1 protein-coding gene is annotated in these 257 nt (G+C 69.3%); it reads right to left on the reverse strand.

Annotated features, from left to right (window positions below; all coding sequences use genetic code 11):
- The coding region (locus IN07_RS23220; protein ID WP_036341389.1) for an ATP-binding cassette domain-containing protein at positions 1–257 on the reverse strand (257 nt) is incomplete at both ends.

The following is a 257-nucleotide window of genomic DNA, read 5'->3' on the forward strand; positions in this document are numbered from 1 at the left end:
ACGGTCATGTGCGGGTAGAGCGCGTAGTTCTGGAACACCATCGCGATGTCCCGGTCCTTCGGCTCGACGTCGGTGACGTCCTTGTCCCCGATCCGGATCGCGCCGCCGTCGACCTCCTCCAGGCCGGCGAGCATCCGCAGCGAGGTCGACTTGCCGCACCCGGAGGGGCCGACGAGGACCAGGAACTCGCCGTCCTCGATCTGCAGCTCGAGCTGGTCGACCGCCGGCTTGTCGCTGCCGGGGTAGAGCCGGGTCGC

Origin of the sequence: Modestobacter caceresii, assembly GCF_000761485.1 — a bacterium.
GTDB lineage: Bacteria > Actinomycetota > Actinomycetes > Mycobacteriales > Geodermatophilaceae > Modestobacter > Modestobacter caceresii.